At 58.3% G+C, this 14822-nt stretch carries 17 protein-coding genes and 4 pseudogenes; 13 read left to right on the forward strand and 8 right to left on the reverse strand.

Features of this window, described 5'->3' with window-relative positions:
• Positions 1-817 precede the first annotated feature (817 nt).
• Positions 818-1393, forward strand: coding sequence for a helix-turn-helix transcriptional regulator (locus IVB13_RS03445; protein WP_247487755.1), 576 nt, complete (start codon positions 818-820; stop codon positions 1391-1393).
• The gene (locus IVB13_RS03450; protein ID WP_247487756.1) at positions 1386-2609 is read left to right on the forward strand and encodes a type II toxin-antitoxin system HipA family toxin; all 1224 of its coding nucleotides are present in this window, start codon (positions 1386-1388) and stop codon (positions 2607-2609) included. The genes IVB13_RS03445 and IVB13_RS03450 overlap by 8 nt, the downstream gene beginning before the upstream one ends.
• Positions 2610-2769: 160 nt before the next feature.
• Here IVB13_RS03450 and IVB13_RS03455 read toward each other — a convergent pair whose 3' ends face one another.
• From IVB13_RS03455 to IVB13_RS03465, 3 genes and pseudogenes are all read right to left on the reverse strand, one after another.
• On the reverse strand, positions 2770-2985 hold the full coding sequence (locus tag IVB13_RS03455; RefSeq protein WP_247487759.1) for a hypothetical protein: 216 nt from the start codon (positions 2983-2985) through the stop codon (positions 2770-2772).
• Positions 2982-3253, reverse strand: a pseudogene (locus IVB13_RS03460) (DNA ligase); the annotation flags it as partial. The gene IVB13_RS03455 and the pseudogene IVB13_RS03460, both read right to left, overlap by 4 nt.
• Positions 3253-3465: pseudogene (locus tag IVB13_RS03465) on the reverse strand (IS3 family transposase); the annotation flags it as partial. The pseudogenes IVB13_RS03465 and IVB13_RS03460, both read right to left, overlap by 1 nt.
• Before the next feature lie 1147 nt (positions 3466-4612).
• Between IVB13_RS03465 and IVB13_RS03470 the strand changes: the two are divergent.
• Together IVB13_RS03470 and IVB13_RS03475 are read left to right on the forward strand one after the other, a co-directional pair.
• Positions 4613-4798 (forward strand): hypothetical protein, encoded by a 186-nt coding sequence (locus tag IVB13_RS03470; RefSeq protein WP_247487760.1) that lies wholly within the window; start codon positions 4613-4615, stop codon positions 4796-4798.
• A 373-nt stretch (positions 4799-5171) separates the two neighbouring features.
• Positions 5172-5630 carry a cupin domain-containing protein gene (locus IVB13_RS03475; protein WP_247487762.1) on the forward strand — a complete coding sequence of 153 codons (459 nt, stop codon included), beginning with the start codon at positions 5172-5174 and terminating at the stop codon, positions 5628-5630.
• Between the two features lie 69 nt (positions 5631-5699).
• Here the strand turns inward: IVB13_RS03475 and IVB13_RS03480 are convergent, their stop codons facing one another.
• A complete protein-coding gene (locus IVB13_RS03480; RefSeq protein WP_018457443.1) occupies positions 5700-5966 on the reverse strand; it encodes a hypothetical protein in 267 nt (88 codons plus the stop codon).
• A gap of 307 nt (positions 5967-6273) precedes the next feature.
• On the opposite strand from IVB13_RS03480, the pseudogene IVB13_RS03485 reads away from it, so the two are divergent.
• Positions 6274-6411, forward strand: a pseudogene (locus tag IVB13_RS03485) (DNA ligase); the annotation flags it as partial.
• On the opposite strand, the gene IVB13_RS03490 reads toward IVB13_RS03485, so the two are convergent.
• A complete protein-coding gene (locus tag IVB13_RS03490) occupies positions 6387-6644 on the reverse strand; it encodes a hypothetical protein (RefSeq protein WP_247403341.1) in 258 nt (85 codons plus the stop codon). The pseudogene IVB13_RS03485 and the gene IVB13_RS03490 sit on opposite strands and share 25 nt — an antisense overlap.
• An 810-nt stretch (positions 6645-7454) precedes the next feature.
• Between IVB13_RS03490 and IVB13_RS03495 the strand changes: the two genes are divergently transcribed.
• The 5 genes and pseudogenes from IVB13_RS03495 to IVB13_RS03515 all read left to right on the forward strand — a co-directional run bounded on the left by IVB13_RS03495 (position 7455) and on the right by IVB13_RS03515 (position 10635).
• Complete coding sequence (locus IVB13_RS03495) at positions 7455-8165, forward strand: hypothetical protein (RefSeq protein ID WP_247282198.1); 711 nt, start codon at positions 7455-7457, stop codon at positions 8163-8165.
• A 169-nt stretch (positions 8166-8334) separates the two neighbouring features.
• Entirely contained in the window at positions 8335-8562 is a 228-nt protein-coding gene (locus IVB13_RS03500) for a hypothetical protein (RefSeq protein ID WP_247282199.1), read from the forward strand.
• Positions 8563-9407: 845 nt separating this feature from the next.
• Positions 9408-9596 (forward strand): annotated as a pseudogene (locus IVB13_RS03505) (hypothetical protein); the annotation flags it as partial.
• Positions 9597-9636: 40 nt separating this feature from the next.
• Positions 9637-9966, forward strand: a complete 330-nt coding sequence (locus tag IVB13_RS03510; protein WP_247282304.1) for a GcrA family cell cycle regulator — start codon at positions 9637-9639, stop codon at positions 9964-9966.
• A 357-nt stretch (positions 9967-10323) separates the two neighbouring features.
• Positions 10324-10635, forward strand: a complete 312-nt coding sequence (locus IVB13_RS03515; protein ID WP_247394319.1) for a hypothetical protein — start codon at positions 10324-10326, stop codon at positions 10633-10635.
• A 548-nt stretch (positions 10636-11183) separates the two neighbouring features.
• On the opposite strand, the gene IVB13_RS03520 is transcribed toward IVB13_RS03515, so the two are convergent.
• Positions 11184-11450, reverse strand: coding sequence for a DUF3551 domain-containing protein (locus IVB13_RS03520; protein ID WP_083926480.1), 267 nt, complete (start codon positions 11448-11450; stop codon positions 11184-11186).
• A 375-nt stretch (positions 11451-11825) separates the two neighbouring features.
• A complete protein-coding gene (locus IVB13_RS03525) occupies positions 11826-12098 on the reverse strand; it encodes a hypothetical protein (protein ID WP_247487766.1) in 273 nt (90 codons plus the stop codon).
• A 537-nt stretch (positions 12099-12635) separates the two neighbouring features.
• On the opposite strand from IVB13_RS03525, the gene IVB13_RS03530 reads away from it, so the two are divergent.
• Positions 12636-12803, forward strand: coding sequence for a hypothetical protein (locus IVB13_RS03530; protein WP_018460477.1), 168 nt, complete (start codon positions 12636-12638; stop codon positions 12801-12803).
• A 110-nt stretch (positions 12804-12913) separates the two neighbouring features.
• Entirely contained in the window at positions 12914-13132 is a 219-nt protein-coding gene (locus IVB13_RS03535; RefSeq protein ID WP_247367252.1) for a hypothetical protein, read from the forward strand.
• 49 nt (positions 13133-13181) lie between these two features.
• Here the strand turns inward: IVB13_RS03535 and IVB13_RS03540 are convergent, their stop codons facing one another.
• A complete protein-coding gene (locus IVB13_RS03540) occupies positions 13182-13748 on the reverse strand; it encodes a MarR family transcriptional regulator (protein ID WP_247487769.1) in 567 nt (188 codons plus the stop codon).
• A gap of 724 nt (positions 13749-14472) precedes the next feature.
• Between IVB13_RS03540 and nadA the strand changes: the two genes are divergently transcribed.
• Positions 14473-14822 (forward strand): quinolinate synthase NadA (gene nadA / locus IVB13_RS03545; RefSeq protein WP_247487771.1); only part of this gene is annotated, 350 nt, incomplete at its 3' end.

Raw genomic sequence — 14822 nt, forward strand, 5'->3', positions numbered from 1 at the left:
TCCTCTCATCTAGCTGTGACGCTGACAGCGCCATAGAACCGTGGGGATGAGAGGCCGTCCACACCAGCACTTTTCATCGGCGGTCAGGGTCTCCTTCTCATGGGCCGTGAGCGCTTCCCGAATGTAGACGAGGTACAAATCGCCAATCAGAGAAGCATTCGTGGTGAAGCGGAACTGGAGCTCTTCGGCCGCGTCGTTCTTGTCGAATGTGGAAGGATCGAACTCCGAAATGTTCGCGCGTGCTCGCTCCTCCTGACTCCCGAAGCTGCCGCATCAAGCGCATGATGCGACGCGGGTACGAATGAAGGGGCACTTCGTCGTGAAGGGTATAGGCCGTCACGAATGCATCCCATTCGAGCTTTGGTGAGAGCCGGATTCCCTCGCGGCGAAGACGCTCGATCTTTGTCCTGAAAGTTGGTGATATCTCGACCCCGAAGCTCGTGGAGCCGACTGTAGGGGATCCCCCTTGCCTGCCCGAAATAGCCTTCCGTGTCGGCGTACATCGTTCTACCTCCGTGTTCTGCCCGGCGCAGTTTGGCTGGGCTCGCGGACGCGCCAATCGGGGTTCTCGCGCGAAAATCCCAAACGTGGGTCTTCCGGTGGCATCGACAGCCGGGTACCGACACGTGGGGGCTTCAGAGCCGGCTGACCATGGCGTTCGGCAAATGGAGCTACGTTGTCGCCCCTGATTGTCCACGCTGGTTTGATATATTTTAATTATCAGGGCGCCCTTACTGATAATAATAGTTATCGGCCTTGGACGCTGCTATGATATATTATTCTTATCGAAACAATCCTATGAGTAGGATTATATATCATGTCGTATCCGAGCGAAGAGCTTGTCCGGACCGTTCAGGCGAAACGCACGCAAGAGCGCATAAGCCAGCGTGCGTTGGCGGTCCGATCGGGTTTAACCCAGGCGCACATCTCCCAGATAGAGACCGGCCGCGTCGAACCCGGCCTGTCCAGCTTCATCCAGATGGTCCGGGCACTCGACCTCGAGGTCGTACTCGTGCCCAAGAAGCTGCTTCCCGCGGTGGAGGGCGTCCTGCGCTCAAACTTCAACGAATTCTCCCTCCACGAAGGACCGTCAAACCTCTTCGTCAAGGCCGAACGCATCGTTTCCGGACAAAGGAAGCGCCACGGTAGCTCCGCTGCGCTCGACCGCATCGCCGAATACTTGCGCTTTCTGAAGCAGGTCCATCTTTCAAAAACTGACCTGAACCTTGTCAAAGACATCGTCGATACACTGCGAGGCTATCGCGCCGAACCTTTCCCCAACCCCGTGCTGGAAAGTTCCGCAGGCGTATTGCAAAGTCTACGCAACCGGATCGCGCATCCGGTAGAAGCCCCCCGCCCGGCCTACGCTCTCGACCAGGATGACGATGCCTAACGTATCGGTCCTGGACGTACGCCTGCACGACAACCCGATCGCAACCATCACGCTCGTGCAGGGCGACCGGTCGCTGCTCGCCTTCAACCAGAACTACATCGACGGCGCCGCACGCCCAACATTGAGCCTGTCCTTCAAGGACACGTTCGGAAATCTGCTCACCTCGTTCACACCGTATCAGCAGGTCGTTCCGCCCTTCTTCTCCAATCTTCTGCCGGAGGGCGCGCTGCGTCGCTACCTCGCGGACCGCGCGGGCGTGAAGGAAAAGCGCGAATTCTTTCTTCTCTGGATGCTGGGCCGGGACCTCCCGGGCGCCCTGTCAGTCCATCCGGCCGAAGGAGAAGTGTTGCCTTCCCAAGTCGAGGAGGATCTCACACCGGACGAGCGGCAGAACCTGCTGCGCTTCTCGCTCGCGGGCGTGCAGCTGAAGTTCTCGGCGCTCAAGAACGATCCCAAAGACGCCGGTCTGACCATTCCCGTCCAGGGCGTCGGCGGTTCGTGGATAGTCAAGCTTCCGTCCCATCAGTACCCGGGCGTGCCCGAAAACGAATTCTCCATGATGACCCTGGCGAAGGAGATGGGCATGGAAGTGCCCGAGCTCCAACTGATCGACGTCGAGTCGATCAAGGGGCTTCCGGAAGGACTCGGTGAGCTGAAGGGACGTGCGCTCGCCGTCAAGCGGTTCGACCGCTCCGCCGACGGACCGGTCCACATGGAGGACTTCGCGCAGGTATTCGGCGTGTTTCCGGACGAGAAGCACGACAAGGCCAACTACCGTAGCATTGCGCGCGTGCTCGGCATCGAGACCGGCGAAGCCGGCGTTGCCGAGTTTGTCCGACGCCTCGTGTTCAGCACGCTGATCGGAAACGCCGACATGCATCTGAAGAATTGGTCGTTGATCTACCCCGACCGCCGCACGCCCGTCCTGTCCCCCGCCTACGATTTGCTATCTACGATACCGTACATCGCGGACGACAAGATGGCGCTGAACTACTCGCGCACGAAGAAGATGACCGAATTCTCCAAGGACGAGCTCACGCATCTGGCGGCGAAGGCGAAGATCTCGGAAAAGCTGGCCGTCGACACGGCCGCGGAAATCGTCCAGCGCTTCAAGAAGATATGGTCGGAACGCAAGGGCGATCTCCCGCTGGAAAAGAAAGTCGTCGAAGTCGTCGACGCACATGCCGCTTCGATCCCGATCTACAGCGAGCTCTGAGCCGTGGCTTACTTAGCCGGATCGAAGGGCGGCAGCGCTGACATACAACCCTACGCTGGTCATCACTGTCTCTCCCGTTCAATCGGATGGGCCCACGCCACGCCTTCAGGATCGTTTTCGGCAAGCCATGCGCTTGCGGCCTCCTAGGTGGCAAAGACCTTTATCCAATCCACATCGCCCGCGCGCTTATGACCATGCTCGTAAATCCAGACAGATTCTTGTCATTGTTGAGCGCCGCCTCGTTGACCTTCTCACGGTCAAATCGATCCTCAGGCGGAAGGTCCATGACAGCGTGGTACGATTCAGCCGGGCTCGTGCGCCGATCACCCGGAGGCTTTCCCGCCCATTCTCTCCATTGGTCGAACGCATCAGTCATCCCAAAACTTTCCTCAATCCCTTGAAGAGCGGATGCCGCACTTTCCTACGGCGCTCTTGGTCCTGTACTCGATCTGCGCCAGCAATTGCGGTTCACCCCAAATGCCTCGATGCGCGATGCGCTTCGTGTAGGGTTGTGTCTTGCGCATCAGCGGGTTGAGTTTCTTCTGAAGCTCCTTCGCGTCGGCTGGCGAAAAGCCGTGATCAACTTTGCCCGCGTAGATCAGGTCCTCGCCCTTGCGGCGACCAAGGTAGAGGCCATCCCATTCTTGTGGTTGATCAGATAGCCCTCCCGCTTGAGCAGAGCATGCAGCCGCCGATAACCGAAGCGGCGATGCTCCTGGGCGATCGCCCGCATGCGCTGGCGAAGGCTGGTATCGTCAGCCCGGGTGGTTTGGTATCTCACGGTGATGCGGCAACAGCCGATGGCTTTACACGCCTGCCGTTGGCTCATCCCGAATGCCTCTCGCAAATGGACGACAGGTTCCGCTTCCCCGCGGGCGTTGCGCGCCGTTTACGGAGTCGAGATCAATCCACTAGCTGTCGCTACAATCCACCGGCTGCCCCAACGCACGATCGAATCGATTCGCCCGATGCCGGGAACTGTATCGCCGCGCATTGCCATCCGAACCCCATCGGGCCCTCCGAGAACCGCCGTTCCGCCGCGAACGTCAAGAACGGTCCAACCCTCAATGGTTGCTGGTCTTGTCTCCGGGGCAGGCATGAGAGGCCCGCTGGGCGCTATCGAGCCGGTCGCCGTCATATCTGCTTCGATGCCCTGAGGAACGGTGCTCGAAACGTCCACGGATTGATGAGCCCTGTCGGACCATGTGGCTGTCGGCTCGGCGGAAATGCTCGCTCCATCCGCGGAGAATTGACTTACGCCTGGCGGTGTTCGCAAAGCCAAAGTCGATACCGTCTTTCGCGGGCCTCCGGTCCTGCGGCCTGACTTCGTTTCGGCGCTTCGAGGCGAAGGCGTTTCTGTCTGAGTGGTTGAATTGAGCGACGCGAAAGTTATAGGACCGTACCGACCAAAACCGGCAGCCCATCCCAACGCAAAACCAGCGATCACCGCGCCTGCGACCAGCCAATTGGTGCGCTTTCGATCGCCGTCTGCTTTCAATAATGCAAGAACCTCTTCTCGGCTGGCACTCGAGAAATCCCGCGCGCTCAGCGTCACACGCGCCATTGGGTCTTCGCTGGCTTCAGCGACCCTCGCCTCGATCTCTTCCAAGGTATTCGCCTGGCGCAATCGCATGATCGCATCCCTTGTCACTCCCCAATGATCATGCTGCAAACTGAATCAATCATTAACGGCGAATGAGCCGCCAGATCAATATTGATTAGAACCATTGCGCAGCGGGCGACTAGAGGTGGGATCATGAATCGCACGGCGGCGATAAGTTCAGCTTTCTTAACAGGGGATCCAGCCCGTCCGAACGGCACCGCTTAGCCTCAGTCTGCTTTAGAGGCTGATCAGCCGCGCCCTTTCTTGGTCCTTTCGCGGTGTCGGCTCTTTTGTTTGCGGCCCTGGCGTTCAGGTCATGGGGATCGTGCCAATGACGAGGCGTAAAGTCGCGACGCGGTGGAAGAGCGACTTGCTTTGGTGCGGATGGCGGTAAATCAGCTTGCTCTTCTTCGCCAGGCTGGAGGTACGCAACATCCGCGCGCTCACCGGCAGCTGGCATATCCAGTTTGATTGTGAATGGCAGGCGATCAGCCTTGTTACCGGCTACTATCGGCATGACCACATCGGCCGCTGGCGGCGGCCCGGATTTCTTCGTGGCTGCAGCAATAGCGCCCAGTCCAACTAGGCAAGCCACTCCAAGCACGACGATTCTAATCACGTGGCGGCTCCCGGTGCAGAGCGGCCGACGGTCATGATCAGTTGGTCCAAAATGAGGCTGCTCGCTTGGTGTGGTTAACCCACGCAGCGTTAAGCTGAAACATGGGCTCGTGGGTTGGAGCAGTAGCTGAGTAAGCTTCGAGCGAGAAAATGCAACGGGCCGAGTTCTTCGATGTTTCGTCCGAGCGTTGGCAAGCCAAGGTCAGCGGAGCTGTCACTCTTGGTGGGATCATAAATCTGCTAAGGCCTCCAATCGTTAGAATGCGGCAGCGGCAGGCTAACTTTCAGTTGACTTGCTTCACCGCTGGCACACGATGCTCGCTCACCAAATGGAGGAGATCATGCTCCGTCGCTTGCTCGCTTCGGCTTTCGTCCTGGCAGGTGTGAACACAGCCATTGCCGATGATATGAAAATGCCGATTAACTCTGGTGAGCTTAAATGGGAGGCAGCACCACCCACCTTGCCGAAGGGGGCCGACATCGCGGTACTCTCGGGCGACCCGTCCAAAGAAGGGCTGTTCGTTCTCCGCCTAAGAATGCCAAGCGGTTATAAAATTCCCGCCCATAATCATCCAACAGATGAAGGCGCTACCGTCATATCGGGCAACTTTCACATCGGAATGGGCGACAAACTCGATGAGAAGAAAGCGATCGAGCTAACAGCGGGCGGATACGCCGAAGCGCCTGCCAAAATGAACCACTATGGTTGGACAAGTAGTCCTTCCGTTGTTCAAATTCATGGCCAAGGGCCACTCGGGATAACTTACGTCAATCCGGCAGACGATCCGAGTAAGAAGTAGCGAAGCAAACGAATCGTCTCTGTGTCGCAAGGCAAAAGAAAAGCCCGGACGGTGGTCCGGGCACATTTGTTAGTCGTTGTCGTGATGAATGACGGTTTTCTCTCGGCTGCCGTCCTCATTCTCTTTCTTAATGACCGTCGTCCTGTCACTTTCCGTGTGCTCAGGCTCCCTGACGACCGTTGTCCGGTCCCGATCAACGGGGCGGTGCTCGTGAGACTCTCCGACTGTGACGCCTCCGCCGACCGGACCGGCCTGAACGCCGACACCGACTTCATCCGCGATTGCGGGTGTCGCGATTGCACTCACGATCGCCGCAGCAAACAAGTACTTGCGCATCCTATTCTCCTTCACTTCGTGAGTTGGAGAATGTCTGCGTGCGACAGTTTGTTCCAGAACAAGGGGTGTCAAGCTGCTCATTGTTCACGCAAGTTCCCGTTGCGGGTGAGGCCTTGGATTGGGCGGAACGATTGAGGTTTATCAAACCGCGGGTCTCTTCCGAGCATTGGTTGCGCCGTCTCTCGGAGTGGCTGAGCGGCATCGGATCTGAAGTTCTGGATGGGCGGGGCAGCATCGCGATGATGGCCGCCGACGCCCACTTTAGCAACGCATGGACGGATGCCAAACGGAAGCAGGCTCACGGGGCACGCGTTTCGTCGCTAAGCGGATCGCCCAAAGGGCCTCCAGGTCGGGCCGAAGCTGCTGGCCGAGGTCGAGTACCGCGCGAAGTCGGCGGAGAAAAGTCCGGCCACCCGATCTTCAAGGCTTGCGGAAAGATTTGTGACGGGGGCCTATGATCGCGGCAGGAAGCAAGCCCGACGTTAGCGCTCGTTGCGCATGTAGGACTACGCTCGCAGATCTCCCGGTGGGCGGGATCATCATATAGATCGAGGCCTGCGGATGCCCTTGCTTGGCAAACGTATCGAAGCCGGCGCGCTGCTCCCGAATGGCCAGCATGGAGAAGAACACAAACGCCGCCCCAGCGACGGCGATCAACATCCACCAGCTGCGCTTCATGTGCGCCTCCGTCGGAGCTCGCAACACCGATACCGCACTGGCGATCAGCTTGCGATGCTCGTTACGCTCAGGCCTTTCGTAGGATCAGGTTCCCCCCAGAACCGGTTGCGACACCGCAAACGCAGGCCCCTCGGCTGCCCGTGGGCGGCGGTCCTGCGGTTCATGTTTCAATTTTACCTTTTGAAACAAGCGACCAGCGCGGCCGTTTACGGTGCGTAAGAAGGTGGAGGACGGCTTCTTATGCAACAAGCACCGCTGCCGGTCTGCTGGCCCTCTCCGCTGCGAGTGCCTCGGCCGCCATCGCATGTCAGGGGGCTTTTGCTGCGCGTTCATTCCCGCTAATCCCTACTCCCCGTCCCCGTCCCCGACCATCGTCATCAATCCTGATTATTGCAGGCCGCCGACAGCAACCATAGTCATTCACGAGCGCTGGCGTCCGGTCGAGCGCTTCACCCGGGAGTACGTCGTTCGAGACTATGGCGGCTTCGACGATCCAGAATGGTAGCCAAGTCGCACATGGAAATTCGATGGCCCCAGCACGCAAACACTGAGGCCGGTTTAATGATGGGCGACGGAACAGCTTCCGCATTCGCGGCCGATCCGAGTTCCCGGCTTGTGCCGCTCCCTCGGGCGGGAGCAAAACCTCCCCAACGGTTGGCGAACTCGGCTGCAGCACTGGTTTTCAATTCGGACCCGAATCTCGTTTCAGACCCACAATGAATCCATGGCGCCGCCAGAGTTGAGCCGCATGGCAGCCTAAGTGGCCGCGAAGGGTGGTCCCGGTGAGGGGCGCAACACCGGGAGTTTTCGATGTCCGGTTATTTGCGAGTTTGCTTCGCCGGTTTGGTTCTTGTTGGAGGTCTTGCGGCGACACCTGCGGTCTCCGACCCTTTTGCCGACTTGTTCAATGGCGCTCCGCGCGAGCCCGCAGCAACCTCTTTGGCGCAAGCGCAATGCTTGCCGCGACCCGGCAACACGACCGCGGACGGGGCGCATTGGGTCTATCGGTTCGACGGTCACCGTAAATGCTGGTTCCTGACCGAGGGTATGGCGAAGGTGAAGAAGACAGTTCGTCATCGCGGTGCCGAAGATCGCACCGCCAGTTTGGACGAGAACGGGAGTGCGCGGCCCAGGAAGAGCGCGGTGGTTAATGCGCGCGCGGAGTTGCTGCGCTCCGCACCGGCCGAGCCCTCCCAGCCGCCTGCAGCCGAAATCAAGGTGGCTGATGCCGCTTCCGTGCTCGATATGGGCACCACCATGACCTCAGCGGTACCCACCGATCTTCACAGCCGGCCGCCTACGCCTGAGCACTCCGTGCCCGGCCAAATTGACGTTGAGCAGCTCCTCGCGCCCGCCGGCTCACCTCCAGCTATGCCAATGGGCGCGCACCTTGCAGAGGCGCACGACGAGGCACGCAGCTGGACGGCAACTTGGTCAGGTGTGCTGCTGATGATGCTTGGTGGCTTCTCAATCCTAAGCTCGAACCGCACGCTTCGGCACGCAGTGAGATTACGCCAGTGAGGTAGCGCAATAACCTAGGCACGTACGCGCGCCGCTGCGCGATCGATGAATTTCAAGTATAGCCGAATTGCCACACGTACAAAGGTTCCGCCCGCCCACACTTAGTTTGCCCGCCGCCTTAGACGGACATTCGATTACGATGACGGTCCCGTTGGGATCGGATTGCGGAATGCGGTACAAAGCATTCGTGGTGGACAGCAGCCGGCAAGTGATCTGCGTGGCGAAGCTCGACTGCATTGACGAGCAGGCGGCGCGGCGTCGAGCCGAGCAAATGCATGCCGAGCACGACGTTGAGCTTTGGCAAGGCGATCGATTTGTTGCTGTGTTCCGAGGTGCAACGACGAACGACAATGAGCGCGCGATCCTGAATAGACGGCCGGTCTCGCCGCCGAGTTGACATTCGAATATTGTGAGTCATGCCTGCCTGGCAGGCTGCCGACATGTCGCAGGGCCAAAGTCGCCGAGCATGCCCATAACACACCCCGCGTCTTCGGAACCGGGGTGCAGCTCGGGAATGGGTTTCGCGCTGAAAAACATTGAAGCGGTTGAACTTCGCGCAGCTGGGTTGGTCGAGAAGTGGCTCCAGACTCAGATATTGGACGATACCAGCATGACTTGGTCTGGGCGAGCTTGAAGTCTCGCGCGAGAGCGCCGTCAGCCGCATGGCGGCAAGAGCGACTTCCTGATGTACTAGGAGGAAGCGGACACCTTCTACGAAGAAGAGGTAATGCTGGGAGCGTTGGACGAGAGTCACATTATCCGCACCATCGAATATTGGGGTGTTGAGCGGCAGCGTCGTCCCGGGTCAGAACACAGAGCCGTAATTGTCGCAGAGTGAATCACGAGCCGTTTTTCAACGTGCTAGGGGTTCTCAATCGTTCAGTGCCGATGATCGCAGTGCAGCTCGGAGCTTTTAAGCTGGACGAAAGCAACGTGGTTCTTCATGGCGTCACTGTGTTGGATGTTACCGAATAGACGCCTGAAGTAAATACTTCGGAGGAGGCTGAACGAACGGATACGGAAGTATTGGGAGAAGAAGCGCGACTTTGCTTCATTGGCCGTCCTGGACAAGATTCCAACCGCCCTGAAGGCGGCTGGGCTCGAGGAACGCCTGTCATACAACAAGCATCACGTAGCACTTGGATAAACGGGTAATAACTTCTGTTGGTTTCACCCTCGCAGACGCGCGTGCCGTCCGCCATGAATATGCGACTACGCGTGTTTTCGAGGAGTAGCAGCCACATGAAGCAACATACCTTCGAAGCATTTTCCACCACCGCGATCTACTGGACACCGCTTGTGCTTATGGGCACCGCAATGCCGCCAAGAGATCCCGATGAAGACGAGGAGGACGAAGACGACGAAGAGGAAGACGACGAAGAGGAAGATGACGCTGACGAACCGCCGGTCGTGCGCGAGCCGGACGACGACCAGACTAGCGTGTTCGGCAGCCAGGGGTATAATATTTGTCATGGGCTGGCATGCGAATGACATAGCGCTCCTCAATAGGCTCTGGTCCGCAGGACAGAGCGCGGCGCAGATAGCGCGTCGTCTCGGGTGCAGTCGTAACGCGGTCTGCGGCATGCTGACCCGTCTGGGCCTGAAGCGCGGCCACAAGCCGCCCACAGCAACGCCCAAGATAAGGCCGTCCCCGAAGCTGAGGCCGACGTCGTCGGCAGCCTGCGCTCGTCCAGTGGCACGGAAGGTGTCGCGGAACACAGCGGAGAGGCAACAGCCCAAGGAATTCAGCAAGCAGCAGCTCTACTCCATGCTGGCCGAGGCCGTCAGAAACACTGACTAGGAGCTCACCACCAACGTCGTTGCGCTCCTCGCTTCAGCTATCGTACACGAACCGACGCACGCAAGTCCGTCCGACGAACTGCGTCCATAAAGACCATAGCCTTGTTGCAGCTGCACAGATCGGCAGCTAGTTGGCTTCTTGTTTCGCCATTCCGCTCAACGCCAGGTTTCTATTGTTCTGGAAGCTCAGGGTGCCAGTTATTCGGACCTTGTGCTGAAGCAGTGCCTTCGCCGCCGCGATCTGCTCCCGAGAACGGCGGAGCATCTCTCGTGTCATTTGGCTTGCCTCGTTAACATGGCCTGTGCACTTCTATTGCGACTGTACCGAAAGACTGCCTCGATTTAGGAGCCGAGTTTAGTGGGTTGGATCGCGAATTTGCTCCGTCGGCCGGATGTCGGCCTCCGGCCTGGGAACGGCGCACAAGTAGACCTAGAACCGCTATCCGAGCGCGGCGGCCGCTGGCTGAAGTACAACCTGTTTCGCTTCCCGGGCGCGGTGTGGTCTGGCAAGCGCGGTTGCGTGGAGCTGGCCGAGGGCGACGTGATCGCACTGCATCTCGTGGTCGAGCGGTTGAAAGAGGCCGGGGTTCGAGTGAGGTTCTACGGGCGGCTTCGGCGCTGGGACGGCACGTCACCGGTCTGGACGTTGCTGGCACGCGGGAAGCAATGATCCGGCGACTGTCGCAGCGACACCGGCACCGCGCACGCTGCGGCCGGCCCCGCTCTTGGGCATTTTCTGCGTAATAAACAAGGCAGGTTTTAACTCGTCCTGCACTGCCCAATGCTGCTACCCTCAAACGTTTCCCAGTGTCACTTCATCTAGCTTGTTGTCGTCTACATGGGGCGCGAGGGCCCAGTCGCCTGCGGCCGCGCGCTACACCATCGGTTTCGGCGGCGAGCTTCATCGCCGGCACTGCCTCGCGCTCACGTCGTACTCGATGTCCATCGCACGCAATTATGGTCTCGGGTCGTAAACGATCACGCGTCGATGCAGAAATATGGAGCCCGGCCACGCACAGGTTTGACGCTGGTCTAAGGGTCGGGAAATCGCTCCTCTCTCATCGAGATAAGGTTACGCACTGAAGTCTTTTGGATATGTCTTGGGCAACTTGAAAACAAAGGTCTTGGCCTTGGGAAGAATATTGGTCGGTGTTGTCGAGGTCCGCAAAAGGGACAATCTCGACCAGGAATTGACAACGATCTCGTGGCGATCGCAGATCAGCGTGATTGTCCTGCCTGTCGCTGGAACGCGTAGATGGGATTCAGACCGCAATATGCGAGGGTGCCGGATGCGGTGGCCATGCATTGATCGTAGGTTGAGAACTGGCAGTTGCCAGGATATCCCCAGGTACGTCCCTGCAGGCAATAAACGTCCTGCCGAGCTGGGGGGATGTACGAACGAGCCCGCGGAGCGGCGGTCGAAGGTGATCCAAAGCAGACGAGCATGGGAAGTGCAAGCACAGCAATATAAAGAAGGTTGCGCATGATCTAGCCTCCGTGAAGTCTTGAGAGGATAGAGAGTGTAGAATTGACGCTTTGATCTTGGTCAATGGCAAAACGCTTAGTAGACGGTTTGACCGATCGGTTTCAAAGTAAGTCTAAGCGTCAGGCGCTCGGGTTTTGGAGCAGCTTTCCTGCGAGTTTTGCGGATGGAATGCATTTTTCAAGCGCGGTGGGGGTTCGTGCGTTTGAAAAACCTAGGAGAATAGGCAATCCGAGCTTGAGAACTCCGCGCACGGCAATATGCCGATTTGGGACAGCCGCAAACCCGCGCGCTTATCAAGCACAAATCGCCGCACTACTGTCACCTCAATTTGTGCCGCTGAGCGTGCAGGGAAGCTTCGGCGGGCTCAAGCTCGTCTAGGCTCTCGTGATCGGCCTGATCCGGCGCAGCTGGGAATTGGCATATTCCTCGCGCTCACGCGTGAAGTGCTCTTGGTGCGCTTTGAAGCTCTCGACCCGCTTCTTGATCTCTTCGCGTTCGCTGCCGTCATACTCTGACGCGCTGAGGTCACCCCGCTCGACGGCTGCCTTCGGCAGAGACCGGGGCAGCTGGATCTCTAGCTTCAGCGATTTGGTGAATGCCATCGTTTCAGCGACCAGTGCGTCAAGTTCGTTCTTCCAATCGTGCATTAACGCCCCCATGCGGCACTGCTGTGCTGGCCAGCTAATTCATAATAATCTGAGCTGCGGCTATAAGCACCGAAGCCGTCGCATGTAGGCCAGTCCCAAATCGTGTTATTGCTGAAAAAGGCCGCCGACAATATTGCCGGCGGCCTTCCCGGGTTCAAAATGCCTATCGTGAAAAAATGCGGTCCAGCCCCGGTGCGAGCGATCCTACACACAAAACGTCTCTCTTCATAGTTTTGCCGTTCAGAAACCTTAACGCGGGGCGATCCGAGTTTGCTCGAAAGGGGGAGGCGTCCGGAAGAGATCACTGCCGCCTTGTTTCCAATTATGTGCAATCGGTCCGGACCTGTTTCGGCGTGGCTTGCATCAAAGCGCGTAATGGTGTTGCCTCGACGAGGTCAGCTATATCACGAGGACTGCAAGAGCCATGGTCTGGATGAATGGCGCTGTGAGCCCGGCCGTACATCGTGAACTGGACATTCGGGTTAGCGAGGGTTCTAAATGCCAGATTGTGTGATCGTTCGGGCCCATGGGAGGCAATTGGATGTCTTGCGCGAAGAGGCATCGCGCATTGCACGGGCTGCCAAAATCGACTGGTCGATTGAGCGCGCCGATGAGGGGGCACATTTTTGCTTTGAGAATGCCGAGGCGAAAAAGGCGTTCGTCACCAGCTGCAAGCGCTTTGATATGCCGCACCGAGACGCTTAGAAACCAAGTTCGCGTGCGATGAGTCAAGCCACTCCAGAACTCTGCGCCCCACGCGTAGAGCTCGTGTCGCATACCGAATCCATCTTGATCGGGACTTCCAGAAAAGCGGCATGAGCCCAGGATCGACCATCGTATGGGCCGGGATGGCAAATCTGCTCATTGACTTTGACATGAGCCAGTTAGGTTCGCCCTTACTTGCTGCTGCAACGTCTCACGAGGCGGATGTGACCGTGTTGTCGCAAAAAACTGTTGGACCCGAGCACCTGATAGATCGGCGCTCGTCGAACGCTGAGGCGGAATTGCAATGCGATGAGCCGATGGGCGCTTGATGATGACGGTGCCTGGACGTGCGTGATACCCTCGCATTCCAGGCAACCATCAGCGAACCAACGAGCTTCCCTTCGTCGACTGAAGTCGTCCCCTGCCTCGGGTTGTCACCGCGCCAATATCCATGGCGGCTTTTAAACGAGCACCGTCCAGCCGTCGCCTGAGCGCTGCAAATCGGCTGGACAGTTTGGTCAATTCCTCAACGCCAAGCTCACCGAACACAAATTGATCGAGTTCCTTCTGTTGTGCAGCGACGTTCGCGAGGCGCTTACAAGCCTTGTCGGTCAGTGACATGTGGACGACCCGACCATCCCTGATACAGGGCTTGCGCCGCAGAAATCCGGCCTTCTCCAGCGCCTTGGAATTTATTGTAATGAAGGACGGGTCAACTTTCAGCAATTTTGCCACCGTGCTGACTGCAACATCCCCCTCGCTCGTTAGGTCTGTCACTGCCATCAAGATTGTCAATTGTGGTCCAGTGATGCCGAGTGCCTTGGCCCGGACTTGAAGAAAATCCTCCAGACAGATGTTGAGGGATCGGACCTCCAACGTTAATCGCCGCACCAGCAGCTGAGTGTCAGCAGAGTCGTTCCCGACTTGCGTTGCTGGCTTGGTCAAATGCGGCGCCACCGGATGTTAGGTCCTATCCTCAGAGCTCGTTCGCACTGACAAGATTTCAACAGAGGATCTCTGCTCGTTGCAGCGATCCTGTGCAAGCATCACGCGCTCACCTGCGCCCACGATTTAAGAACGATTATTAGTGATTCGGATTACTGGCTTTTCGACGAGAATCTCGGGCCGCCGTTGGCGGACGCGCCTAACTGAGTTGCGAATGCTAGTAATCTCACCGAAATGCACGTTCAAAGGAAGATCTCGATCCGTAGTCTCGCGCAGCGGCGCGGCGTTTCGCCCGCTTCGATAGCGCCAATTCGAAGGTCTGTTGCCGGATCCCGGGCAACGGCTTCGAAACGGCTTCCATACTGAGCAGCTTTGGGGCGCAACCTCGCACAGGCGCTGCGGTGAAATTCATCGAAATTGATGGCCTGAACGCGGGATTCAAGCGCATTGCGCTGTCGCGTCTCTGTCGCAGTTGCCGTCCACGAGCGCGTGTTACTCGACGGGTTATGCGACTTCATACTTTGCAGCCTGGTCGCCCCTTATAGGTTCAGTCGAGATCCAAAGATTCGACCGTGGAGCTCTTGGAGTAGTGTTAGTTGTCCTGGTCTAATTTACTCATTGAGCATATTTGAGCGCTGCTGAAATCGAACCCGGCCTCTCGGCCGGGTTTCTCAGGCTCCATATGTACTCAAATTGAGCTTATTTAATATGTGCTGGAGGCTTCATGCCGATCTCTGGACTTTACGGCCCCGACGACTTTGCCAACCGACCGCAGCGCCAGACCACCGCTGCGCCGCGTCCCGTTCCAGCGGGCTCGAGGCCCGCACTGCCAATGCCTTCGCTGCAATGGACGCCGGAGGTCGAGCGCGCCACCGCGCCGCTTTACGAGCGCGTGAAACATGTGATCCCGCCGATCGAATGGCCGCTGATGGCGCCGACAATCAAGGCGATCAACGAGCTGAAGCAGGCCCGGGGCGCTGTGATCCTCGCCCACAATTACCAGGCGCCGGAGATCTTCCACTGCGTCGCCGACATCGGCGGTGATTCGCTCCAGCTCGCGGTCGAAGCCACCAG

It is taken from the genome of Bradyrhizobium sp. 17, from assembly GCF_023073515.1.
Lineage (GTDB): Bacteria > Pseudomonadota > Alphaproteobacteria > Rhizobiales > Xanthobacteraceae > Bradyrhizobium > Bradyrhizobium canariense_D.